Annotated in this window: 19 protein-coding genes; 10 read left to right on the forward strand and 9 right to left on the reverse strand. The window is 65.9% G+C overall.

Features of this window, described 5'->3' with window-relative positions; translation table 11 throughout:
- Positions 1-205: 205 nt before the first annotated feature.
- The 6 genes from LT970_RS13080 to LT970_RS13105 all read left to right on the forward strand — a co-directional run bounded on the left by LT970_RS13080 (position 206) and on the right by LT970_RS13105 (position 6610).
- Positions 206-1075, forward strand: coding sequence for a ParA family protein (locus LT970_RS13080; RefSeq protein ID WP_232688797.1), 870 nt, complete (start codon positions 206-208; stop codon positions 1073-1075).
- The gene (locus LT970_RS13085; RefSeq protein WP_232688798.1) at positions 1072-1683 is read left to right on the forward strand and encodes a DUF7970 domain-containing protein; all 612 of its coding nucleotides are present in this window, start codon (positions 1072-1074) and stop codon (positions 1681-1683) included. The genes LT970_RS13080 and LT970_RS13085 overlap by 4 nt, the downstream gene beginning before the upstream one ends.
- Positions 1684-1950: 267 nt before the next feature.
- Entirely contained in the window at positions 1951-2346 is a 396-nt protein-coding gene (locus tag LT970_RS13090) for a DUF3006 family protein (RefSeq protein ID WP_232688799.1), read from the forward strand.
- A 39-nt stretch (positions 2347-2385) separates the two neighbouring features.
- Positions 2386-3204, forward strand: coding sequence for a ZIP family metal transporter (locus tag LT970_RS13095; protein WP_232688800.1), 819 nt, complete (start codon positions 2386-2388; stop codon positions 3202-3204).
- 704 nt (positions 3205-3908) lie between these two features.
- Positions 3909-5171 (forward strand): orc1/cdc6 family replication initiation protein, encoded by a 1263-nt coding sequence (locus tag LT970_RS13100; protein ID WP_232688801.1) that lies wholly within the window; start codon positions 3909-3911, stop codon positions 5169-5171.
- 1163 nt (positions 5172-6334) lie between these two features.
- Positions 6335-6610 (forward strand): winged helix-turn-helix domain-containing protein, encoded by a 276-nt coding sequence (locus LT970_RS13105; protein ID WP_232688802.1) that lies wholly within the window; start codon positions 6335-6337, stop codon positions 6608-6610.
- Positions 6611-6960: 350 nt separating this feature from the next.
- On the opposite strand, the gene LT970_RS14640 is transcribed toward LT970_RS13105, so the two are convergent.
- Positions 6961-7086, reverse strand: coding sequence for a hypothetical protein (locus LT970_RS14640; RefSeq protein WP_269785483.1), 126 nt, complete (start codon positions 7084-7086; stop codon positions 6961-6963).
- Between the two features lie 242 nt (positions 7087-7328).
- On the opposite strand from LT970_RS14640, the gene LT970_RS14720 reads away from it, so the two are divergent.
- The 3 genes from LT970_RS14720 (at position 7329) to LT970_RS13120 (ending at position 9544) form a co-directional block, all read left to right on the forward strand.
- A complete protein-coding gene (locus LT970_RS14720; RefSeq protein ID WP_232688803.1) occupies positions 7329-7526 on the forward strand; it encodes a DUF7563 family protein in 198 nt (65 codons plus the stop codon).
- 373 nt (positions 7527-7899) lie between these two features.
- Positions 7900-8952: a DUF1616 domain-containing protein gene (locus LT970_RS13115; protein ID WP_232688804.1), complete on the forward strand. Its 1053-nt coding sequence runs from the start codon at positions 7900-7902 to the stop codon at positions 8950-8952.
- Between the two features lies 1 nt (position 8953).
- Positions 8954-9544, forward strand: a complete 591-nt coding sequence (locus LT970_RS13120; RefSeq protein ID WP_232688805.1) for a metal-dependent hydrolase — start codon at positions 8954-8956, stop codon at positions 9542-9544.
- Between the two features lie 155 nt (positions 9545-9699).
- Here LT970_RS13120 and LT970_RS13125 read toward each other — a convergent pair whose 3' ends face one another.
- Entirely contained in the window at positions 9700-10248 is a 549-nt protein-coding gene (locus tag LT970_RS13125) for a DUF7344 domain-containing protein (RefSeq protein ID WP_232688806.1), read from the reverse strand.
- 247 nt (positions 10249-10495) lie between these two features.
- Positions 10496-12325 (reverse strand): glutamine--fructose-6-phosphate transaminase (isomerizing), encoded by a 1830-nt coding sequence (gene glmS, locus LT970_RS13130; RefSeq protein ID WP_232688807.1) that lies wholly within the window; start codon positions 12323-12325, stop codon positions 10496-10498.
- A 308-nt stretch (positions 12326-12633) separates the two neighbouring features.
- Here glmS and LT970_RS13135 point away from each other — a divergent pair, with 308 nt between their 5' ends.
- Complete coding sequence (locus tag LT970_RS13135) at positions 12634-13779, forward strand: glucose-1-phosphate thymidylyltransferase (protein WP_232688808.1); 1146 nt, start codon at positions 12634-12636, stop codon at positions 13777-13779.
- A 161-nt stretch (positions 13780-13940) separates the two neighbouring features.
- Here LT970_RS13135 and LT970_RS13140 read toward each other — a convergent pair whose 3' ends face one another.
- The 6 genes from LT970_RS13140 to LT970_RS13165 form a co-directional block, all read right to left on the reverse strand.
- Complete coding sequence (locus LT970_RS13140; RefSeq protein ID WP_232688809.1) at positions 13941-14528, reverse strand: DUF7344 domain-containing protein; 588 nt, start codon at positions 14526-14528, stop codon at positions 13941-13943.
- 377 nt (positions 14529-14905) lie between these two features.
- Entirely contained in the window at positions 14906-15199 is a 294-nt protein-coding gene (locus LT970_RS13145) for a HalOD1 output domain-containing protein (protein WP_232688810.1), read from the reverse strand.
- 209 nt (positions 15200-15408) lie between these two features.
- The gene (gene glmU, locus LT970_RS13150; RefSeq protein ID WP_232688811.1) at positions 15409-16590 is read right to left on the reverse strand and encodes a bifunctional sugar-1-phosphate nucleotidylyltransferase/acetyltransferase; all 1182 of its coding nucleotides are present in this window, start codon (positions 16588-16590) and stop codon (positions 15409-15411) included.
- A 74-nt stretch (positions 16591-16664) separates the two neighbouring features.
- Complete coding sequence (locus LT970_RS13155; protein ID WP_232688812.1) at positions 16665-18158, reverse strand: phosphopentomutase/phosphoglucosamine mutase; 1494 nt, start codon at positions 18156-18158, stop codon at positions 16665-16667.
- 39 nt (positions 18159-18197) lie between these two features.
- On the reverse strand, positions 18198-18632 hold the full coding sequence (locus LT970_RS13160; RefSeq protein WP_232688813.1) for a helix-turn-helix domain-containing protein: 435 nt from the start codon (positions 18630-18632) through the stop codon (positions 18198-18200).
- The gene (locus LT970_RS13165; protein WP_232688814.1) at positions 18629-19672 is read right to left on the reverse strand and encodes a glycosyltransferase family 2 protein; all 1044 of its coding nucleotides are present in this window, start codon (positions 19670-19672) and stop codon (positions 18629-18631) included. Before LT970_RS13165 ends, LT970_RS13160 begins: the two co-directional genes overlap by 4 nt.
- Positions 19673-19953 lie beyond the last annotated feature (281 nt).

The raw sequence follows: 19953 nt of genomic DNA on the forward strand, positions 1-19953 counted from the left end.
ACATACTACCCAGTCAGTGAACAGTCAGCGTCGAGACTGAGTCTGGATAGGGGCCGAGGCAGACCCCGATCAACCCCTAAACGACAGGGGAGGGGGGATTTGAGGCGCTGGAGGGTCGACCAGTATTACTAATCAGTGTTACTGGACAATATGTCCGAGCAATCTGAGAAACATTTTTGACGCGCCTGTACGAGGAACACACAGAATGATATCGTACACCATCTGGAGCGAGGCGGGTGGCGTCGGCAAGACCACCATGACCGTCTCGCTCGCCGAAGCGCACCGTCGCCACGGCCAGCGCGTCCTCGTCGTCGACATGGACCCACAGGACGGCGGGTCGACACACCACCTCGGCGCAGACGCGGAACGCGGCGACCCGGACGCGGACAACCTCGTCCGACACCTCATCGGCCGACCGAAGGGCGCCTTCGAGGACCTCATCGTGAACGTCTCTGACGGACTCGATCTGATCCCCAGCCACAACATGCTCGGCTCGCTCGAGCGCAATCTCCTGCGCGCCCAGGAGCTCGAGGAGGACATGGGCGGCGAGTTCGAACCCGAGCGACAACTCCGCCGCGTGCTCGCCGACACCGACATCCACGACGAGTACGACGTCATCATCGTCGACCCACCCGCAACCGGCGGACAGCACGTCTACAACGCCGTCTACGCCACCTCGAATCTGCTCATCCCGCTCGAGCTCTCCGCGAAGGGGCGTCAGAGCGTCGAAGGACTGCGAGACACCGTCTCGGGGATCGAAGACGCGCTCGGCGACGTGGAAGTCGGCGTGCTCGCGGTCGTACCGAATCGCGTCTCGAACACGCGCACGCAACGCGAGTACGAGGACGAACTCGACGAACAGGACCTCCCGATCGCGCCAGTCGAGATCCGGGAGCGCCGCGCGATGCTCGAGGGCGCGTGGGACAACCAGGTGACGCCCTACGAGTTCGCGACCGAACACCGCAGCCGGCGCCGCGACCGAGAGATCGAGACCTTAGAGAAGTTCGACGAGCTCGCGCGGTTCGTGAGCGCGCAGTTCGGCGTCGAACTCGACGCGGAGGTGGCGACGGCATGAAGTCCGGCGCGTCCGACCCCTTCGGGGACGAGAGCAACGAGGGGGACGAAGGAGACGAGCAGGTCGACCAGACGGACGTCGCAGAGTCCGTCGACCGCGTGGACGAGACAGAGTCGAAGCAAGCAGACGCGGGTGAGTCGCCCGTCGACGCGGGTGAGTCGGGGGCTGGTGGTGGCGGCGAGTCGTCTACTAGCAGTGGCGAATCAACCGGCACGAACGATGGCGAGTCGGCCAGCAACGGTAGCGGGGCGGCCAGCAACAGTAGCAGGTCGGCCAGTAACGCTAGCGGGTCGACCACCGGTAGTGACAGCGGATCGGCGGACGACGAAGCCGAACCGCTCGCCGGCAGTGGCGACCAGTCACTCGACCGCTCCCAGATTCCGTACACGCTCCGTCGGGACAACGTGAAGGACGAACGACCGCACGTCCACCAGTTGTTCGTCCGGGACGACACCGACGACGCCGCCCGAGAGGCCGAACGCGACCTGGAGGAGGTCCTCGACACGGACGTCTACCGACTCGACGCGCGCGAGGCCATCTACCGCATCGGGATGCGGCATCCCGACGAGGTCGCCGAACTGCTCGAAGACTGGGGGTACAACTTCTGACAGGGGCTCCCCGGGACCAGAGAAGGCGATAAGAGTACCCGGAAAGTCGCGGACGGAACCGTGTCTGTGGTGTTTTCGCGGATAATTTCGTGACTGCTCGCCGACGAGTAATCGCGGTATAACAATGCGCTCCCGGTGGCGAACCGCCGATATGGCAGGCTGGACCACGGAGTCCGCCAGCGTGGCAGGCCGGACCCCGGAATTGGCGGTTGTCAGAGGCACCGGCCCCGACGGAGGGACGAGCACTGCAGTCGAGAGGTGGGTCGAGTGACGCTTCCCGATGGTCCGTACGTCGGCGTCGTCGATCGATTCGAGGACGGGCAGGCGGTCCTCAAACTCGAGCGCGACGGCACCGAGGTCGCAGCGGTTTCGATTCGGGAGGAGCGACTCCCGGCGCGCGCAGACCGTCGACACGCTATCGTTCGAATCGTGCTCCGAGACGGTGACGTCGCAGCGGTGTGGTACGATTCGCGAGCGACTCGGAATCGCGGAGCGAGCGCGCAGGCGCGCCTCGACGGTGCCCGAAGCGGAGACAGACGAGAGGCGGCCGAAGAAGGATCAGACGCGGGAGGGACAGCCGAGGGGACAGGCGAGGAGAGGGCAGCCGAAGAAGAGACAGGCGAGGAGAGAGTAGACGAGGACGGGACAAACGGGGACGGGTGAGGGCATGGTTATTCAGTTCCCCGACACGAACGAGGGAGTGTGACTGCCACACGCCTCTGGCAACCTGTTGTCGAGTTCGTGAGTTCGCTATCCGCGTGGCCGCAGTTCGTCTCAGGGTGGCAGTTGTTCGTCGTCCAGCAGTCCGGTGGCGGGCAGTTCGGCGGGTTGCTCTCGAATCCGTGGTTCTACGCTGTGCTCTCAGCAGTCGCGCTGGTTGTGGGCGCTGCTGTCGGTGTGTGGGCCAAGCCAGATCGGTTCTGGCAGGCCATCCTGCTCGCGGTTGGCGGCGGGTCGCTCATCGTCTCCCTCGCGTTCGAACTGTTCCGCCCCGCGGTCGAGGCCCTCGGGCAATGGGAGGCGTCTGCGTACTTCACACTCGGTGTGCTGGCGTTTTCCGGGCTCGACATCCTCATCGACCGCGTGGCGAGTGACGAGTCCGAGAAGAACGGATGGGGGTTGTGGGCGAGCGTGACGACCGACGGTGTTCCGGAGAACGTGGCGATGGGCTCGCTGCTGGTCGGGAACGTCTCCGGTGCGCTCGCGTTCCTGTTCGCGCTCGTCGTGACGAACGGGTCGCAGTCGATGATGTCCGGGACGAACATGTCCGAGAACCTCAGCAAGTGGGCGACGATGGCGGCGTGGACCACGACAGCATTCGTCATCGGATCTGCAGTCATGCTAGGATACTGGTTCCTGCCTGGCCTCGCTAACTACTGGCGGGTGGCTGTGGAGGCGTTCGCCGCAGGCGCCATCCTCTCCTCGCTCGCCGGCGAGATCTTTCCGGACGCCTACGAGGACGCCGGCCCATCGATCACGCTGGCGACGACTGTCGGATTTCTCGTGACGTTCCTCGTGTAGGGAACGGGCCAAAACCGCCTCCGTCTCGCAGAAGCGGACAAACTGCCCGACTGGCCTGGACTGAACAGCGGACGGAGTGGTGTGGCGTAGTGGTTGTAGTAGGGTGTGGTATCGACGCGAAGGATGCGGAAAACCAGGGAAGATGCGGAGAAGCAGGGAAAGAGCCCTCTCCACGCTGTCCGCTGTTCGAACGGTGGAGCCAGAACGCTCAGGAGGGGAGGTAAATCAGCGGTCCACTGCTGAGTTATTCAGCAACCCCGCACCTATTCACCGTTTCACCGATCTGCTCATCGACCCATCTACTCACGACCCCGCCTACACCCTGCCCCATCCACACTCCACCTACATTCACACCTACAACCACACCCACACCACCACGTCCGCAGTTCTCGGAAGTAGGGTCAGGACCGGTCGTAGCGAAAACGAAATCTGAGGGAATACGCCCGAACAAATGATAGAACAAGAACAGATTATGCTAATTTGCTTTATTAGTTGTTTGGCTTACGGACTGATTGTGACTGCCATACCATAAATCTACCGCTTATTTATACCGCTCTCTGGTCGTTTTTCGACTCCCCCTCCTGTTCTCTTCGATTACTGCGGACACGGTGGAGGGGGTGTGTCTCTCGGTCTTTATAATGGCGCAGAACGGCGGACACTCCGGACGCGGTGGTTTTATTACCCTACCCGTCGCGTGTGGTCGCATGGCACTCTTCGAGCGGGACCACGACATTTATCGGGACCGCGACGCCCTGCGAGAGGACTACCAGCCCTCGGAACTCGTCGGACGGGACGAAGAGATCAGCACGTACAAGGCTGCACTCCAGCCCATCGTCAACGGCGAACAGCCGAACAACATCTTTCTCTACGGGAAGACCGGCGTCGGCAAGACCGCCGCCACGCGATACCTGCTCGCACACCTCCGCGAGGACGTCGAGGAGTACGACGACATCGACCTCAACATCGTCTTCCTGAACTGCGACGGCCTCTCCTCGTCGTACCAGGTCGCGACCCACCTCGTCAACGAACTCCGCGACGAACCGAACCAGATCTCCACCACAGGATACCCGCTCGCCGCCGTCTACGATATGCTCTGGAGCGACCTCGAGGAGACTGGCAGCGCGGTCCTCATCGTTCTCGACGAGATCGACAACATCGAGGACGACAGCATCCTCTACCAGCTCCCGCGAGCCCGCGCGAACAACAAACTCGACGACGCAAAAGTCGGCATCGTCGGCATCTCGAACGACTTCTCCTTCCGCGACAACCTCTCCCCGAAGGTCAAGTCCTCGCTGTGCGAACACGAGATTCACTTCCCGGCGTACGACGCCACCGACCTGAAGGCGATCCTCAAGCAGCGCGCGAACGTCGCGTTCCACGACGGCGTTCTCTCGGACGGCGTCATCCCGCTGTGTGCCGCGTACGGCGCGAAAGACGCCGGTGACGCCCGCCAGTCCATCGACCTCCTGATGAAGGCAGGAGACGTCGCTCGCGACGACGAGGCGGAAGCAGTCACCGAGGACCACGTCGACAGCGGTCGGACCGCCCTGGAACGCGGCCGCATCGAGGAGGGCATCCGCGGCCTCACCGAACACGGCCACCTCGTGTTGTACGCCCTCCTCACGAACGAACTCGAGGGGAACACGCCGATCCGCTCCCGGGACGTCCGGCCGCGGTACACTCGCTTCGCGGAACTCGCGGAGCGCGACCCGCTCGTTCCGCGGCGGATGCGCGACCACCTGAGTGAACTCACAATGCTCGGCATCATCTCCGTGACCGAGCGCAACGAGGGCCGGCGCGGCGGTACGTACCGCGAGTACGAACTCGATATGGGCGTCGAACAGGTGCTCGCTGCGATGTCCGAGACGGTCGAACTCGTGGGTGTTCACGAGTCTGTCGTCGATTCCGCGCTCGAAGCACAGACAGAGCCCGAACTCGAGGACGATACGCTCACGTCGTACGAGTAGTCCAGTACGAGCGGCTGCCGTACGCGAAATACGAGCGGCTGCCACACGCGAAGTGCCAGAGGCTGCCGTACGCGAGTCATGCACAACTGGTCACGGTCAGGTGGCTGTGGGGGCCCGCAGTGGGGCCACGCTTCGTGTCACACTCGGGGCGAACTCCGCGATCGGCTCAGGGGCGATACTCCACGCCTGGGGGAGAATTCACTGGTTGAGAGGTAGTGGACTGCGTCCCCGAGGAACGGCGGACGAGGTGGGGTCGCCAACCGGACGACTTCCAGCCCAGTATGGGGAAACAACGGTCGAGGTGAACAGCGGACGAGGTGGGGTTCGGCGTGTTCCACAAACTGCATCGTTCTCACGACAGGGGGCGTGAACCACGGGGTTACTGCGGACGGGATGGTGTGTAGTAGCTGGCCGTCTCCCCGGCAGACAGGTTACTGCGGACGAGATGGGGTCGAAGACAGCCCACCTCAGGGATGCCAAGGTACTCTCAGGATGGCTGAGGTACGACCGATGCGCGACTCGTCCGCTGAATCGCGCGAACAGATGCTCCTCGACCGACCCACTGTGCACTGACGTGGTGGTAGTCGGCCATTTAGCGGCTCTGTAATTAGATTTACTGGGGTATTATCCGGTCTCTCACGTCCAGGTCAGGGGCGTCTCGACGACATCGACTGTCAAGTGGTGCGAATCCAGGAAACGAAATCTCCCGGCACACGCTCTGTCCGGGTATCCTGGCGGGTTTCATGCTACACGGAGAGCTCCGGTACCGCGCACCGGCCTGTGACACACACTCGAACTACGTCCGAACGCCGCTCTGTCACGATGCCGTCGGCTACACCCACCCGACTCGCGTTAATACCTCTAGTAAGCGTGTCTGTCGTTACACTAGGATATGAGTTACTTTGAACTGTCTTGTCTAGGCTTGAGTCGTAAATGACCACCGTCCCAGCAGAGACACTCGAGACCTTCGGCGTGCAAGAGCGCGCGCAACACGTCCGCAGCGACGCCGCGAGTCGCCGTCTTCAGGTTACAGGCTTCGACGGTAGTGCAGTCGTCGCGGCGTGCTCGACGTGGCGTAGCCCCGCTGGGCGAGCGGGGGGATCCGTTCCGAACCAGGAGTCAGCGCAGCGAGCCACACGCGTCGACGCGAGAGGGGGAGTTCAATGAGCGAAGACTGGGAGGAGATCGGGTACGTCATCAGCTCCCGATACCGGGTGGCGGTGCTCCGCCGACTCGGTGAGAGCCCGGCGACCCCCTCGCAGATCGCGAAGGACGCCGATCTCGCCATCACGCACATATCGCGGTCGCTCTCCGAGCTCAGGGAGAAGTCCGTCGTCGAATTGCTCGTTCCGGAGGAACGAACCAAAGGCCGCGTCTACGGCATCACCGACAAGGGTGAACGCATCTGGCAGGAGATCCAGTCCCAGAACCTCGTGTAGATCGCACCGTGAGTGTTGTTGGTGACAGGTTCCGGTCTGTTAGTGACGGGTACTGATCTGTTGGCGACGGGTGCCAGTCTCTTGCCCGTCCGTCCCGGTAGTCACGACGTCCGCCTGTCGTACACGGGGTTCAACGGCTGTTGCACGAGTCGAACGTTCACTCAGCACGGCTCACGCGTCGACTCGTCGTCCCACGAGCGCGCACGACCACTGGCCCCCGGTGGCGTCGTCGACCGGCACTCGAGGGCACTCGCGGACCAGCGTTCGGGAGTACGCGTCGACCGGCACTCGTCGGCCGCTCACGAGTGCCAGGCGGTGGGTGGCTTCACTACACTCGGCCCAGCAGTGAGTCAGTCCGTCTGTGTGTACTCCTGTTCGTCCTCGGGCAGGAGCATCTCGGGGTTTCGTTTGTACACCGGTGCCTTGGCGAACCGCTGAATGCGGTCCCAGTCACTTTCCGACAGCCTCCTTGTCATCTGCCGAGCGTTTCATTTGGGCCAACCAAGTTAGTAATGGACGCCCTATCCGTGTAACTATCCACGTTTATCCACTTGTTAAACTCGCTCACACTCCGGAATTCTGGCGTGCGCGCGTCTGACAAACGTTACAGACCTACTGGTGTAACACACACCTGGTAACCAGTGGTTCACAGGGGCTGTAGTCCGGTACGCGTGATATAACAAAGGGTGTCCCGGGTATGGTCTTGCGCGGGAACACGATGACACCACTCCAAAATTCAGCGGTGACGGCCGACAGTCCTGAGTCTGCTCGCTGCGAGAACTGTGACGCACACGTCTCACGGCCGTTCGTACGCGTGTTCGGCGACAACGAGGGGACGCTGCATCGCTGTCTGGAGTGCACGACGTTCCGCGAACTACAGGACGGAGCCGGCTCGCACTCGCATTCTCACACCTGATAGCACGCGGAACGACCTGCCTGCGGCCAGAACCGAAGCCATCGGCGTGGGGGCTTTTCGTACAGAACGCATAACAAAGGCTCGTACGACGCTCAGCCTGCATAGTTGACTCCATGACGAATCGCGACTGTAGCCGTCGTCAGACCCGCCGGAACCCCGCCGGCAGCGACACCGGGCGAGGAGGGGGACGCTGTGGATTGCACCGGGAAACCGACCAGACCAACCGGACCGACCGGCCCGACCGGTCCGACCAGACCGGCAGGATCGACCAGACCGAAAGACGCCGCTCCTGCCGGGAACTCGAACAGGACCACTCACTCGAATCCGGAGGCTCGTTCGAACGCAGCAGCCGATTCGACCGGGGCGGCGACCGATGATCCGCTCGCGACGCGACCACCCGCGCTGGCGGACGAGCCTCCCGCTCGACGTCCTCACGGTCGCCGCGATTGCGGTGTTCGTCGGGCTGAGGCCGCCAGGCGCCGTCGACGCGCTCCACGTCGCAGTCGGCCTCGGGTTCGTGTTTTTCGCACCCGGCTACGCCGTGCTCGCGGCGCTGTTCCCCGCTCGCCGGCACGCCAGCACGGACGGCTCGTTCCCGGCGTCCGGTCTCGGTTGGGTCGAGCGGGCCGGCCTCTCCGTCGGTGCGAGCGTAGCACTCGTTCCACTGGTCGCGCTCGCGATGGCGTTTGCGGGCGCGCCGTTCACCGCGCCGTCGGTTCGAACGTGGCTCGTCGCCGTGGTGCTTCTCGCTGGCGCCGCCGCCGTCGTCCGGCGGTACGCGCTCCCGCCTGAGGAACGACTCGTCGTCCCGCTCGCGGCGTGGTTCACCTCGCTGTACGACGAGACGGTCGGCGCGTCGAATCGGCGTGACGCCGCGCTCAACATCGCGCTCGCGGCGAGCGTGCTGCTCGCACTGGGGAGTGTGGGCTTCGCCGTCGCGGACGCCGAGCAGTCCGACCCGTACACGGAGGTCGTGTTGCTCTCGGAGAACGACGCTGGCGAACTCGTGGCCGCGAACTATTCGACGAACTACGAACGCGGTGAAACCCACTCGTACGTCGTCCGCGTCCAGAACAGACGGCCGGCGGCGCGCTCGTTCACGCTCGTGACGGAACTCCAGCGCGTGCGCTCGACGGGCGATCGCTCGGCCACGGTCGTCGAGTCGGCGGTGGTCTCGCGCCGGTCGGTCGAACTCGGCGCGAACGAGACGGGGGACGTCGACGTGTCGGTGACGCCGTCGCTGGTCGGCGACGACCTCCGCCTGGTGACGTTCCTCTACGAGGGGGACGCCCCGGACGACCCCTCGATGTCGTCCGCGAGCCAGTCCGTCTTCCTCTGGGTGGACGTCGCGCCGTCGCTGGGCGGTGAGGGGTCTGGCACACCACGGAACGAGACGGCGATGCGACACTCGGCGGGGGACTGGTAGCGTGTGGCCGTGGGAGCATCTCGCGGTCGGCTACATCCTCTACTCGGGCTACTCCCGGGTCCGATACGGTGACTCGCCCGACGGCACCGCCGCGGTCGTCGCGGTGGTCGCCTCACAGCTGCCGGACCTCATCGACAAGCCGCTGGCGTGGGGGCTGTCGGTGCTTCCGGGCGGGCGGACGCTCGGCCACTCGCTCGTGTTCGCGGTCCCGGTGTTGCTCGTGTTCTGGGCGCTCGCGCGGCGCGCCGACCGCCCGGACCTAGCGAGCGCCGCGTCGATCCCCTACCTCGCGCATCTCGTCGGTGACGTGGTGTATCCGGCGCTGCTCCCCGGCGAGTCGGCCACTCTCGGATTCCTGCTGTGGCCGTTCACGGGGGGAAGCGGAAGCTCCGGCGTGGGATTCCTCGACCACCTCACCGAGTTGCTCGCGAACTTCGGGACGTACGCGACGTCCGCGGCGGGCGTGGCGTACCTCGTGTTCGACGTGGTGCTCGTTGGCGGGTTCGTCTTTCTCTGGCTGCTCGACGGCCTCCCCGGGGTCGCGTGGCTGTTCCCCGGCCACGCCCCCGGCCGCAACCGCAGCTGGCGGTAGTCAGTCGTCACTCGGGGGAACGACCCGATAATTTCCTTACTGCCAACGATACGGCGAGTCGTCGGTTTGCTGGGAGCGACAGCGACACCGAACCGCCCGGCAGTGCACTGGCTGAAAAGCGGCAGTGAACCGGTTGAAAAGGGTTGACGGCTGGCTCAGCGCTCGTCGATGAGGTCCGTCGGCGGACGCCGCGAGACGTACCGCTCGTAGACGAAGTGCGTGATGGCGGCGATGCCGAACAGCAACACCACGAGTACGCCTGCGGCGGCCAGCGGAATCAGCGAGAAGACCGGCAACTCGAAGAGGATAGCCAGGTAGAGCAGTCCGCCGAACGCAGCGATGGAGAGGTAGACGAACTGCCACATCCGTGGCTCCTCCTCGCTCTGCAGGTGGCGGTCGATCTCGCTCGCGTCGTCGGAGAGCGCCACCAGGCCGCTGTCCTGGTCGTGGGTGACGACGCCCGCGTTCGCGAGTTTGGGGACGTGGGTCTGGTAGATCGAGACGTAGACGCGTTTTCGCTGCTGGCTGGTGAGATCCTCGACCTCGGTGTCGTTCTCCCAGGCGGCGATTTCGTCGGCGAGGTCGACGAGGTCGACGGGCTCGCCGGCCCGTCGGAGGTACGAGAGGATGAACCGCCGCCGTGGGTTACTGAGCAGGTAGAGGTCGGCGTTTTGAGAGAGGTCGGCGTTGTCGGTCTCGGACATCAATCAGTACGTCCCCATTGTCCCCGGACGCGTGCGTCTCTCCCCCGCATATCGGCTCTACAACACGGTTGTTCTGTTCGATACTTTGTTACTACACCTTTACCCCGAGTAGCACGCAGATACCGGCCGTCACCCGGTAAATGACCGCTCTGTTGTGCGGTTCCGTGGGCACGTACGACCTGCGTACTTCGACCGTAACGAGCGGTTTCGGTGGTGTTCACAGCGGGAAAATGTCAGATTGTATCGCTCATTCGACGGTGACACTCTTCGCGAGGTTGCGCGGCTTGTCGATGGCGCGATTGAGTCGGTCGGCCATGTGGTACGAGATCAGTTGCAACTGGACGTTCGCCGCCACGCCCGCGAGCGCGGGGTGTGTCGGGGGAATCTCCAGGACGTCGTCGACGGTGTCGACGACTTCGGAGGCGTCCGTCGCGGTGACCCCGATGACCGGCGCGCCGCGGGCCTGAACCTCCTTGACGTTGTTCAGGGTCTTCTCGTCGTTCTCCCCGGAGAACAGCGCGAACACGGGTGTGTCCGGGGTGACGAGAGCGAGCGGACCGTGTTTGAGCTCGCCCGCGGCGAATCCCTCGGCGTGCTCGTAGGTGATCTCCTTGAACTTCAGCGCGCCCTCCTTCGCGACCGGATGCATCACACCCCGGCCGATGAAGAAGTAGGCGTCGGCGTCCCGGTAGCGGTCCACGAGGTTCTCGACGTCGTTCCCCTCGAGGAGCCACTGGACGTTCTCGGAGAGCGTCGAGACGCCCTCGAGGAACGCGCTCTGTCCGGACGTGTACTCCTCGTGGTTCGCTTCCTCGCGGTCGCGTGCTATCTGTTCGGCGAGCAGGCCGAGGGTCGCGACCTGCGAGGAGAACGTCTTCGTCGCCGCCACGCCGATCTCGGGGCCGGCGCGGATGAACACCGCGTCGTCGCACTCCCGCGCGGCCGTCGACCCGACGACGTTCGTGACGGCGAGCGTCCGCGCGCCGGCGTCACTGGCGTGCCGGAGCGACCCCAGTGTGTCCGCTGTTTCCCCGCTCTGCGTGACGCCAACGACGAGCGTGTCGTCGCCGAGCGGCGCGGGGTTCGTGGCGTACTCGCCCGCGCGGAACACCTGCGCGGGGACGCCGCGCTGTGCGAGCAACTGCTGGGCGTACAGCGCCGCGTGGTAGGACGTTCCGCACGCGAGGAACTGCACCTGCTTTACGTCCGAGAACTCGCCGCGCGAGAACGCCTCGAAGGTGGCGCCGGTGTGCCCGTCCTCGACGCGGCCGCGGACCGTCTGGGCGAGCGCCGTCGGTTGCTCGTGGATCTCCTTTTTCATGTAGTGGTCGTAGCCACCCTTCTCGGCGTCCTCGGGCGACCAGTCGATGGACTGCACCGGCCGGTCGACCGGGTCGCCGTTGGCGTCGGTGATGTGGTGGTCCTCGGCGGAGGCGCGGACGACGTCACCGTCCTCGAGGTACACCACCTGGTCGGTGAACTCGAGGAACGCGGGCGCGTCGCTGGCGAGGAAGTACTCGTTCTCACCGACGCCGAGGACGAGCGGTGACCCCTTTCGCGTGGCGTACAGTTCCCCGGTCTCCTCGACGAGCACGGCGACCGCGAAGCTCCCGGAGAGCATCGAGATGGTGTCCCGGAACGCGGACTCCACGGACGCTCCCTCCTCGAGGAACTCCTCCATGACGTGGGGGACGACCTCCGTGTCCGTCTCGCTCGTGAACGTGTGGCCGCGGGCGGTGAGCTCCTCGCGGAGCGTGGCGTGGTTCTCGATGATGCCGTTGTGGACGACCGCGACCTGGTTCGTGCAGTCAGTGTGGGGGTGTGCGTTCTCGTTCGTCGGCGCGCCGTGCGTGCTCCAGCGTGTGTGCCCGATACCGATGTGCCCCTCGGCGCGTTCGGCGTCGATGGCGTCGCGTAGCGAGGAGAGGTCGCCCTCGCGCTTGTACACCTCGAGGCCGTCGCCGTTCTCCATCGCGAGTCCCGCAGAGTCGTAGCCGCGGTACTCCAGGTTGGCGAGTCCGGTGAGGAGCGTGTCGACGGCGTCGTCGTCGCCGACGCGAGCGGTGATGCCACACATCAGTCGCTGCCCTCCGGAGCGGCGAGTAGTTCGCGTGTCGTTGCGGGCGCCGTACCCGCGTAGGGGGATTGTGTGTTTTCCATTGTGATTCAGACGGTTGCTCCCCTCGGTTACCGCGACGAGGAGAACGATAACCCAGTATTGACAACATGACGCCTTTGTTATGGGTAAGTTGCGGAGACCGACAGACACCGCTTACATGGAGTACCAGTTTGCTACTTCTCCCGGACTGCACGCCCCTGGGAACAGAGGGGTCACCAACCGGTAGGTGGCTGGTAACGAAGGCCCGATGAGTCCACGAATCGCCTATGCAAGCCATCGTGCTCGCGGTGGACGACACCGAGTGGACGCATCCGCTCGCACCGAACGGACCAACGTCGATGCTCCCGGTCGGCCGCAGCACCGCCGCCGAACACGCCGTCCGAAGCGCCGATGCGGGTGGTGCAGACCGAATCACGCTCGTCGACCCGGACGGCGTCGTCACGGACGCCGTGCCCGACGACGTCGACTACGAGCACTCGATCACTCTCGAGGACGCACTCGCGGCAGGGGACGACGAGTTCGTGCTTCTCCCGGCGTCCGTCCTGCTCGACGCGCCCGCAGTGGCGTCGCTCGTCCAGCGCGCGCCGTCGATGGCCGTCGCGCGAAGCGAGACCCGGCCTCGGTTCGGCGCCGTCGACGCCGACGGCAGTCGCGTTCAGCACGTTCGACGTCTCGGCGAGGAACACGAGGCGAACGACTCTTCGGACGGTGACAGAACGGACGGCGGCGTGCTCGCGTTCACCGGAGCCGTTTCGCTCCCGGCGGCCTGCCGCGACGAGGACGCGACGTTCGACGCGCTCGTCGCCGCCGGCGTCGAGGCGGGCCTCGGCACGGTCACCGCAGAACGCTGGCACGACCTCGAACGCCCGTGGGAGCTACTCGAGGCAAACGCGCACGCGCTCGAAGCCCTCGACTCCGAGCGGGACGGGCGCATCCACCCGGACGCTACCCTCTCGGGTGGCGTCGTCGTGGAGCCGGAGGCCGTCGTCGAGTCCGGCGTCGTCGTGGAGGGGCCGGCACTCATCTCCAGGGGGGCGACTGTCGGCCCGAACGCGTACATCCGCGGGGCGACGTATCTCGGGCCGGACGCGCACGTCGGACACGCAGTCGAGGTGAAGAACAGCGTGTTCCTCGCGGGCGCGACGGTCGGCCACCTCTCGTACGTCGGCGACAGCGTCCTCGGACGGGACGTCAACTTCGGCGCGAACACCGTCGTTGCGAACCTCCGCCACGACGACCAGTCGGTGCGCGCAGCGGCGAGCGACGGCCGGCTCTCGACGGGCCGCCGGAAGTTCGGCGTCGTGGTCGGCGAGAACGCGAAGACCGGCATCGGAACGAACCTGAACGCGGGCGTCACGCTCGGCGCGGGAGCCCACACGACGCCCGGTGAGACGGTGGTTCGGGACCGGTGACGGCGTCGAATCGTCGGCACTGCCTCCTTCTTGGCTGAGTCGAAAGCGAGAAGCGGTGTGACAGCGTCGCGTCGAGCGCGCGAGAAACGAGACCTGATTTCGATTGGTTGGTCCCAGTGCCGTGCCGGATGGTGGCGGTGCTGCGCCGGCCAGTGACGGTACTACTCCGAGTAGTGTCTGTCTGCACCCGCGAGCGCCACGAACGCGCCGATTACGAGGAACGTCGCGACTGTCGCGGCGAGCGTTCCGGCAGCGAGCAACGCGGCGGTGTACACGAGCGCGCTGCCGCCGGCGAGAGAGAGATAGTGTCTGTCCGTGATCCGGGCCTCGTCGTCCTCCGTGTCGAGGTAGGTTTCGAGTCGGTCGGCGCTCTCACAGAGGTCGATGGTGCCCCGACTCTGGTTGAAGTCGATGACGCCGGCGTCGTCCATCTTCGGGAGGTGGCACTGGTAGAGGCCGACGTAGACGCGTTTTCGTTGCTGTGCGTTCAGTGCGGTTACGGTGATGTCGTTCTCCAGGGCGGCGATGTGCTCTGCGAGCTGGCCGAGCGTCGCCTCCCCGTCGTTGTCCCGCAGGTAGTGGAGAACGAGCCGGCGCCGTTCGTTACGCAGGATTTCGAAGACGATGTCGAGGGAGAGGCGCTCCTGTTCCGTCGACTCCGTCGCTGCCTGGTCGTCTGACTGCTCGGTGGTCGCTGGGTCGCTCCCCGGTTCAACTGGTTCGGCTGATGAGAGGTTCTGTGTGCTCATGTTCGTGCTGCCCCCGTCGTTGCAGTCGGCCTCCCTCCCCAATCGTCTGTTTGCCTGTACGTCGGTTTGATTCGACGCAAACGGTGCGCGTATGCGGAACGTTCGTCGGACGGTCTGTCCGGTAGTCCCGGGTTTCCGTCGGTACACGATTCCACGTCAGACGCTTATAAATAACTAATCCAATATAAGAAACAGATATGATATTTTACTATAAATTTCTTGCAGTAGTACGGGGCGGCTATGGCGCAAGTTATCTCGGATTACTGGTGCTGTACGCCGCGAATCCAGGGACTACTGTTCTCGCCACCCCCGCGCCCGCCAGTTCTGGCTGCGATGAGCCTTGTGGAATCGTTGCGCGCGCTTTCAGCGCGCTGTCCTCACACGCTCTCGTCGACCTCGATCCGGCCGCTGGCGAACACGGTCACGAAGTGATTCGCGTACTCGAAGGCCAGGTAGCCGCCGCGACGCACGCTTCCGTCGAACTTCGCGGAGAACAGGTTGTTCAACGCGTCCGCGTCCACCGCGTCGTTCAATGGCTCGATCTCCGTAACGGAGGTGTCCGCGACGTCCGCGACGGCCTGTACGACCTGCTCGCTCACGGTTCGGTCTGCTGACCAGGTGAAGTGACTCGGCTCGCTCTCCGAGTTTAGGTCCGCTTGGTCGACTGTCATGCGCTGCGAATCGTTGTCCGCAAGTTCTGTCGTGTTTGACATAGATGCCTCTGATTCCTTCTGTATCGCCGTATTACTGGTCGTCGAGTGCTATCCGTCTCGCGCCTCGAACCTGCCTGTGAACCTACGAAGCGGAGAACTCTATTAATAGCTTTCTCTCGCGATAGAGGACGAATTGACCTGGTAATCACCCGATGGCGATGCGGAAACTACGACTCCTCGGAGACGGTCTCGCCCGGATCGGTCGTTTCCCCGCTTGCGAGCGTCGTACCTGGCGCGAGCGTCGTGTTCTCTCCCGTGCGAGCACCGTCGCCGATGACCGCGCCGAAACGCTCTCTGTCTGTCGACACGCGACGGTTTTTCACGGTCGTGATAACCTCTTCACCGTCGTGGTTGAAGTTATGCACCTTCGTGCCGGCACCGAGGACGACGCGGCGACCGATGACGCTGTCGCCCACGTACGCGGGATGGTCGACTGACACGTCGGCCATCAGGACGCTGTTCACAACCTCCGCGAACGGCCCCACCGAACATCCGGGGCCGACGAGGGACGCGCCGCGAACGGTCGCCTCCGACCCGACGCTCGCGCCCTCGCACAGCAACACCGGCCCCTCGATGGTCGCGCCCGCGGCCACCGTCGCGCCCTCCTCGACGACGACGCGGCCCGACAGCGTCGCGTCCTCGCTCACGTCGCCGTCGACGCGCGAGGACAGTTCCGCTAACTTCCACTCGTTGGCCTCGAGGAGTTCCCACGGTCGCCCGACGTCCAGCCACCGGTCGAACGTCACCGGCCGCACGTGCGTGTGCTCGACCGTCCGGGCGAGCACGTCCGTGAGTTCGTGTTCGCCGCGCTCGCTCTCGGGTACGTCCAGCCAGTCGAGGGCCGCCGCCGGGAACGCGTACGCGCCGGCGTTCGCGAGGTTCGACGGCGGGTCGGCGGGCTTCTCCACGATGCCGGTCACGCGCTCCCCGTCCGTCGAGAGCACGCCGTAGTTCGACGGTTCGGCCGCGTGGAACGCGCCGACCGCCGGCCCCGCGTCGAACAGCGCGGCGACGTCGTCGGGGTCGTAGAGGTTGTCGCCGTTCAACACCACGAACTCGCCGTCGAGATACTCGCGGGCGGCCCGCACCGCGTCCGCGGTGCCGCGCTGTTCGTTCTGTACCGCGTACGTCACCGGGACGCCGCGGTACGTCTCTCCGAACGCCTCGCGCACCGCGTCGCCCTCGTATCCGACGACGACGACCAGTTCGTCGACGCCGGCCTCGACGGCGGCGTCGGCGCCGTGGGCGGCCAGTGGGCGGTCTGCAACGGGGAGGAGTGGTTTGGGCGTTCCGTCCGTGAGTGGGCGCATTCGAGTGCCGCGTCCGGCGGCGAGCAGTACGGCCTGCATCGAGTCGTCGTTGGGCTGTATCCCGCTTTGTTATTCGAACGCTACCCAGAACGAGGGAGTAACCTGTCAGTCGGTCAGGCGAGCTCTGACTCGGCGGCGCGAACCGCGTCTCGGGCGGCAGCGAGCAGGCTCTCGGCGTGCTCGGGGGTTTTCGCCTCTGCGGTGAGTCGCACGAGCGGTTCGGTGCCGCTCGCGCGCACCAGGAACCAGCCGCCGTCGACGGTCGCGCGCACGCCGTCGATGCTCGTGACCTCCGCGTACTCCCTGCGCACGCGGTTCGCGACGACCTCCATCAGGTCGTCCTTCCGGTCGGTCTCGACGCTGTCGCGCTCCAGAGGGTACGTCTCGACGCCGTCGACGAGCGTCGAGAGCGGCCCGCGTTCGGCGACGAGGCCGGCGAGTCTGACCGCGGCGAGCGGCCCGTCCGGGCACGGCACGCCGTCACGCCAGAGCCACGCGCCACTCGGCTCGCCGCCGAACGGCAGGTCGTCCTCGGCGATGCGGTTCGCGACGTGGACGTCCCCGACGGGCGTGCGCACGGCGGACGCGCCGACGGCGGCGAGCGCGCTGTCGACGGCGAGGCTGGTGTCGATGGGGACGGCGACCTGGTCGCCCTCGCTCGCGGCGTCACGTGCGAACAACGCGAGCAACACGTCGCCGGAGACGAAGCGTCCGTGGTCGTCGACGGCCATCATGCGGTCTGCGTCGCCGTCGTGGGCGATGCCGAGGTCTGCGCCGGTCGCCTCGACGTGATCGGTCAGCGCCTCGCAGTGCTCGGCCGTCGGCTCACTCGGGCGCGCCGGGAAGCAGCCGTCCGGCTGGGCGTTCAGGGTCGTGACCGAGGCACCGAGTTCCGTGAGCGCGTCCGCGGTGACGCCGCCGGTGCCGTTCCCGACGTCCACCACGGCGTCCAGGCCTTCGAGGCCGTCGCTCCCGATAATCTGTCGCCCGTCAGCGACGAGCGCCTCGCGGTGGCGTTCGACGGCGTCCTGGCGAGGCGAAGCCGAGCGAGGGCTCGTGGAGCTGTGCTCCACGGCGTCCTGCCGAGCCTGCGAGGCAGGGCTCGTCGAACCGTGTTCGACAGCGTCCGGGCTGTCGGTCTCCGTTCCAAAGCCGTCCCAGTCGGCGAACGAGAAGCGGTCGTTGCGCACGCGCGCGGCGACGCGCTCTGCGTCGTCGACGTCGTACGCTCGCCCCGACGCGGTCCAGAGTTTCAGGCCGTTGTCCGCGGGCGGATTGTGCGAGGCCGTGACGCAGACGCCGACGGCCGCGTTGGTCGCTCGAACCGCTCGCGCGACGGTCGGCGTGGCGGCGACCCCGAGGCGCTCGACGTCCGCGCCACACTCCCGGAGGCCCGCCGAGACGGCGTCCGCGAGCACTGGGCCGGTTTCGCGCGCGTCGCGTCCGACGACCGCGAGCGGTGCGCCCTCGTCGGCGGCCGCGGAGCCGCCGTCTGCGGTAGTCCTTCGTTCCCGCAGTTCGCTGGCGACCGCACGCCCGACGTCGAGCGCGAGCGCCGCCGTCACCTCCGAACCGACCGGTCCGCGGATGCCACTCGTTCCGAACATAGCCGAACGTCGGCCGGTCATCGTTTGGTTATACGCGCGCTACTCGCGGTCGACTGCGGCGAGACAGTCGAGCAGTCTGTCGCCGCCGTACTGGACCGTGTCCGACTCCACGGTGAGAACGCCCGCGTCCGAGAGCTTCGGGATGTGCGTGTGGTGGAGGTCGACGCCGACGCGGTCGCGGTCCGAGTCGAGTTCCCCCGCGACCGCGTCGACCAGATCGTCGACGCTCATGGTTCCACGCTCCCGGCACGTCCACAGCAACTCCCGCCGCACGGGGTCGGAGAGCAACTCGAAGGCGGTGTCGGCGTCGAGCGTCTCCTGGTGGTCGCCGCTGTCGCAGTCCGAGCGCCCGTCGCGGACCTGCGCGGCGATGGTCTCCCGGCAGTCACGGACGCCCTCGTCGTCGTCGTCCCCGAGCGCGTCGAGGACGCGCGCCCACTCGTCGTCGTCGAGCAGCACCGGCGTCCGACTCATTGGTCCTCGACGACGGCGAGGTGCTCGTTCTGCTGCCGGTCGAGGGTCATCGCGGAGACGAGGAGGAGCGCGCCGAGCAGGACGGCGAGGCCGCCGACGCTCGCCTGCGCGAACGCACCGCTCGCGCCCAACAGAAGCGAGAACGCGGACGCGGCGAGGAGGGCTACGCCGGCGAGACTGCCCAGCGCGCCAGCGACGTACCCGAGGCCGGCAGGGTGGAGGTCCCGCACGAAGTAGTTCCGCCAGAGGCGCCGCGTGAACCCGCGCAACAGCAGCGTGGACACCTTCGGGACGTACGTTCGGTAGCGGATGTGGCTCTCCTCGTCCCCGTAGGTGACGGGGCGCGGGACGTCCGCGACCCGGCAGTCCGCGACGTTCAGGCGGACCAACAGGTCGTTGCAGTAGCCGTAGTCCTCGTACATCTCCTCGATGCGGGCGGCGTCGAGCGCGCGCGTGGAGATGGCCGTGTAGCCGGACTGGGAGTCGCCGAGCGACCAGTAGCCGGAGGCGAACTTCGTGAGGTGGCCGAGCAACACGTTCCCGACGACGCGGTGGCGCGGCATCTCGGCGACGCCGCCGTCGTAGAGGAACCGGTTGCCTTTCGTGTAGTCCACGCGCCCGTCGACGATTGGGCGGATTAGTCCGCCCATCTGCTCGGGGTCCATCTGGCCGTCGCCGCCGACGACCACCGTCACGTCCAGGTCGTCTTCGCGTGCGCGGAGGTACGCCGTCTTGATGGCGGCGCCGACGCCACGATTCTTCTGGTGGCGCAGCGGCACGACGCGGCGAGCGAACCCGCCGGTCTGCGTGCCGCCGTCGCCGCGGTGGTCGGGGTGGGCGATGACCGCCGTGCGATCAGTCTGCTCGCGGTTCACGTCGTCCGCGGCGCGCCGTATCTCCCGCCACGTATCGTCCGTCGAGCCGTCGTCGACGGGGTAGACGCGGTCGACGTAGTCAGGGACGGCGTCGATGACGTCGGCCACGAAGGACTCCTCGTTGTACGCGGGGATGGCGACCGCGACGGTGTGTCCCTCAAACATCGTCGTTCCACCAGTCGAGGTGCGGTTCGGACAGTCGGCGCAACTCACCGCGTTCGTTCATCACCAAAAGAGACCAGTTTCGACCGCATTGTTAGTCGGTTCCTGCCGGGACGTTACCACTGATAGCGGTCGGAATGCGCCAGACGCGGGGTCGAAGAAGCGTCTCGCGCCGTCGACGCGCACTCCCGCGTTGTGCCCGCGTGGTTTCCCGAAGGTTCCTCCTTCGAACCCACAAGCCGACACATAACAAAGCGCCAACAGTCAGAAGAACGGGCCAATGC

The organism is Halobacterium zhouii, assembly GCF_021249405.1.
GTDB lineage: Archaea > Halobacteriota > Halobacteria > Halobacteriales > Halobacteriaceae > Halobacterium > Halobacterium zhouii.

Coding starts and splice junctions, on each gene's coding strand:
- glmS (WP_232688807.1), bottom strand. CDS start 12,325: ATGTGTGGCATCACCGCTCGCGTCGGCGACGACGACGCCGTCGACACG.
- LT970_RS13115 (WP_232688804.1), top strand. CDS start 7,900: ATGATCCGCTCGCGACGCGACCACCCGCGCTGGCGGACGAGCCTCCCG.
- LT970_RS13140 (WP_232688809.1), bottom strand. CDS start 14,528: ATGAGCACACAGAACCTCTCATCAGCCGAACCAGTTGAACCGGGGAGC.
- LT970_RS13100 (WP_232688801.1), top strand. CDS start 3,909: ATGGCACTCTTCGAGCGGGACCACGACATTTATCGGGACCGCGACGCC.
- LT970_RS14640 (WP_269785483.1), bottom strand. CDS start 7,086: ATGACAAGGAGGCTGTCGGAAAGTGACTGGGACCGCATTCAGCGGTTC.
- LT970_RS13085 (WP_232688798.1), top strand. CDS start 1,072: ATGAAGTCCGGCGCGTCCGACCCCTTCGGGGACGAGAGCAACGAGGGG.
- glmU (WP_232688811.1), bottom strand. CDS start 16,590: ATGCAGGCCGTACTGCTCGCCGCCGGACGCGGCACTCGAATGCGCCCA.
- LT970_RS13165 (WP_232688814.1), bottom strand. CDS start 19,672: ATGTTTGAGGGACACACCGTCGCGGTCGCCATCCCCGCGTACAACGAG.
- LT970_RS13125 (WP_232688806.1), bottom strand. CDS start 10,248: ATGTCCGAGACCGACAACGCCGACCTCTCTCAAAACGCCGACCTCTAC.
- LT970_RS13160 (WP_232688813.1), bottom strand. CDS start 18,632: ATGAGTCGGACGCCGGTGCTGCTCGACGACGACGAGTGGGCGCGCGTC.
- LT970_RS13105 (WP_232688802.1), top strand. CDS start 6,335: ATGAGCGAAGACTGGGAGGAGATCGGGTACGTCATCAGCTCCCGATAC.
- LT970_RS13145 (WP_232688810.1), bottom strand. CDS start 15,199: ATGACAGTCGACCAAGCGGACCTAAACTCGGAGAGCGAGCCGAGTCAC.
- LT970_RS13135 (WP_232688808.1), top strand. CDS start 12,634: ATGCAAGCCATCGTGCTCGCGGTGGACGACACCGAGTGGACGCATCCG.
- LT970_RS13080 (WP_232688797.1), top strand. CDS start 206: ATGATATCGTACACCATCTGGAGCGAGGCGGGTGGCGTCGGCAAGACC.
- LT970_RS13155 (WP_232688812.1), bottom strand. CDS start 18,158: ATGTTCGGAACGAGTGGCATCCGCGGACCGGTCGGTTCGGAGGTGACG.
- LT970_RS14720 (WP_232688803.1), top strand. CDS start 7,329: ATGACACCACTCCAAAATTCAGCGGTGACGGCCGACAGTCCTGAGTCT.